The sequence below is a fragment of the Acinetobacter sp. YH12227 genome (genome assembly GCF_013417785.1).
Lineage (GTDB): Bacteria > Pseudomonadota > Gammaproteobacteria > Pseudomonadales > Moraxellaceae > Acinetobacter > Acinetobacter gandensis.
Map to the genome: position 1 here is coordinate 1 of NZ_VPDH01000150.1, position 2,337 is coordinate 2,337.

4 protein-coding genes and 1 pseudogene are annotated in these 2,337 nt (G+C 34.3%); 3 read left to right on the forward strand and 2 right to left on the reverse strand.

The features are described 5' to 3' along the window. Nucleotides 1-639: 639 nt before the first annotated feature. The 3 genes from FTV09_RS17455 (at nucleotide 640) to FTV09_RS17465 (ending at nucleotide 1,607) form a co-directional block, all read left to right on the forward strand. Complete coding sequence (locus FTV09_RS17455) at nucleotides 640-975, forward strand: hypothetical protein (RefSeq protein ID WP_002125021.1); 336 nt, start codon at nucleotides 640-642, stop codon at nucleotides 973-975. A gap of 69 nt (nucleotides 976-1,044) precedes the next feature. Next, nucleotides 1,045-1,224, forward strand: coding sequence for a hypothetical protein (locus FTV09_RS17460; RefSeq protein WP_180058985.1), 180 nt, complete (start codon nucleotides 1,045-1,047; stop codon nucleotides 1,222-1,224). Further along, entirely contained in the window at nucleotides 1,221-1,607 is a 387-nt protein-coding gene (locus tag FTV09_RS17465) for a type II toxin-antitoxin system death-on-curing family toxin (protein ID WP_002125026.1), read from the forward strand. Before FTV09_RS17460 ends, FTV09_RS17465 begins: the two co-directional genes overlap by 4 nt. Before the next feature lies 1 nt (nucleotide 1,608). On the opposite strand, the gene FTV09_RS17470 is transcribed toward FTV09_RS17465, so the two are convergent. Both FTV09_RS17470 and FTV09_RS17475 read right to left on the reverse strand, forming a co-directional pair. Beyond that, on the reverse strand, nucleotides 1,609-2,169 hold the full coding sequence (locus FTV09_RS17470) for a macro domain-containing protein (protein ID WP_180058986.1): 561 nt from the start codon (nucleotides 2,167-2,169) through the stop codon (nucleotides 1,609-1,611). Nucleotides 2,170-2,239: 70 nt separating this feature from the next. Continuing rightward, nucleotides 2,240-2,337: pseudogene (locus FTV09_RS17475) on the reverse strand (IS1 family transposase); the annotation flags it as partial.

Consider the following 2,337-nt stretch of genomic DNA (forward strand, 5'->3'; position numbering starts at 1 on the left):
GCCGAGTCGTAAAGCTCAGAAAGCTGTTATTGAACAAAGAAAGTTAAATCCTGTGCTTGACTCTTGTGGTTAAAAACAGGACATTTTAAATGGTTTATCACATAGACATTTTAATTGGTGAATAACAACAACAGCTTTTTAAAATATCTTTGTTTTTCATATAGTTAAAAAATTTTCATCCCCCTGAAAAACCACAAAAAGCCGACTTAGAAACAAGCCGGCTTTTTTATGAGCAGTTTTGATACTTATTGCCAATAAATTTGACTGTTTTTCAAACAATATGAAACTTTGTTGTGATTTATCAAGCCATCCACGGCCTAAACAATCCCCAATTTCTGCGGACAACTCTTGGGATAAAAATGGGCCAACTTTGTAAGCTAAAACTTACATAAATTTAAGGATTTTGCGGATTGGTAATCCAAAGCATTAGCCCTATGATGAATACATAAGGGAACTGGATGTTTCCAGAAAACAAGAATAAGAAAATAGCGCAAGGAATGGGCAGCACGAGATCAGTAAGACGAGCAACCCGATATGAAAAACCCCGACAGGATGTCGGGGTTTTTTATTGTCTGAATATTTTCGGATAATCCGTATTATATTAATTTTAGTTGAACTTAAAACTAGGCATAAAGACAAATGAAAATAGGGATCTTTTGGTACTGGAATAATCAAGTCATTGGTATTGCACATTCCTTTAATATTACGAAAGCAGACTCTATTGGCCTGATTGATAGCCCATATACACATATTGAATATTGGATTACATTGCAAGAAAAGTATTCTGAACTACAAAACTATGAGTATGAACAGATCCCAAGAGGTCGAGTAATTTTTGATACCAACAAAGAAAAATCAATTATTTATTTGGATAAGACATTGTTATATAAATCAAAAATTAATAAAGTCTATGATTTTTTTAATTTAAATCCAGAACAATCGGTGCTAAAAAAAGACTCACACTATCAAATTTGACCAACACTACTGTTAGATCAACAAACTTGCGTTAAAATACACACGATCACTCTTAGAATGGTAAGCGATATGAGAAAACGTCTTAAAGATTATAATATTGAACAAGTATCTAGTCGTGAAAAGGTTTCTGGACAAGTTTTACCTATACAGTTTAGTAATGATGAAGCAACTAAACGAGTTGTTATGCATAGTGCTAGACGAGTGATCCAGCAACATAAAGCAGAAATACAAGAGTTAGCTTATAAATGAGCTTGATTAGTTCGACCTTCGTAATTGCTGTACATGACGAGATTTTGCTTCAAACAGGTGTAGGTCGATCTGGTTGCCAGATTGAGAAACTGGAAAGCGTCCTAAATCGTATAGATCAGCAAATGTATTACAGTAATGTGAGTGATATCTTTGAAATTGCTGCATGGTTTGGTATTGCAATTTCTAAAGGACATGCATTTGTCGATGGAAATAAAAGAACAGGGCTAGCAGTGATGCTAACTTATCTTGAAATCCAAGGTGTGACCATTCAAGAACACACAGGTTTAGATGATTTAATGGTTGATATCGTTGAATCCCAAGAAGATCATGAGCTTTTAGCCAAACTGGTAGCAGGATTCTTATATGAGCTATCTATAATTTAATTTATTCAATCTGTATTTTTATTTTTGGGTCGTTAATGTTAGAAAGTATCTCCTTATAAATTAAATAGTTTTCATCATCTCGGCATACAAAAAATACTTCTTCAACACAGTCATATTGGGGAAGTGTTGAAAGTATGGTACCAATTGCAATTTCGGCTGCCAGTTGGCGAGGAAAACCATAAACACCTGTACTGATGTTTGGAAAAGAAATAGTTTTTACACCAACATGGTTAGCTTTCATAATCGCATTACTATAAGCATCACAAAGCAATTGTGGCTCATTACGCTCACCATCTAACCATCTTGGCCCAACAGCATGAATAAGATATTGGGCAGGCAGGTTTCCAGCAGTAGTAACTTCTGCTTGTCCAGTTGAACACCCGCCTTTTTCTTGATGAAGTTGAATACATTCAGTCTTCATCAAAGGTCCTGCTTTTTTATGAATGATATAATCAAGCCCACTGCCACCAAGCAAAGACTTATTCGCTGAATTAACGATAGCCTGTACAGCTAATGTTGTAATATCTGTTTGGATTAAAATAACTTTTTTAAGATTACTCATTTTATCACTATAATAAAATCGCTAAGGTAGCAGTAATTTTTTGGGTGGTGTTTCAAAAAGTATGCTGACATTAAATGAAACCATTATTGATGTAAAAAAAGGTTAAGTCGAAGGCTTTAAAATGGTTTTCAATCTTTTTGGAGAAATTACAACTCTTTCTAAAACCGC

What these genes read in the sequence shown, in the direction of transcription:
- FTV09_RS17465 (WP_002125026.1), top strand. Translation starts at nt 1,221, where the DNA reads ATGAGCTTGATTAGTTCGACCTTCGTAATTGCTGTACATGACGAGATT.
- FTV09_RS17470 (WP_180058986.1), bottom strand. Translation starts at nt 2,169, where the DNA reads ATGAGTAATCTTAAAAAAGTTATTTTAATCCAAACAGATATTACAACA.
- FTV09_RS17460 (WP_180058985.1), top strand. Translation starts at nt 1,045, where the DNA reads ATGAGAAAACGTCTTAAAGATTATAATATTGAACAAGTATCTAGTCGT.
- FTV09_RS17455 (WP_002125021.1), top strand. Translation starts at nt 640, where the DNA reads ATGAAAATAGGGATCTTTTGGTACTGGAATAATCAAGTCATTGGTATT.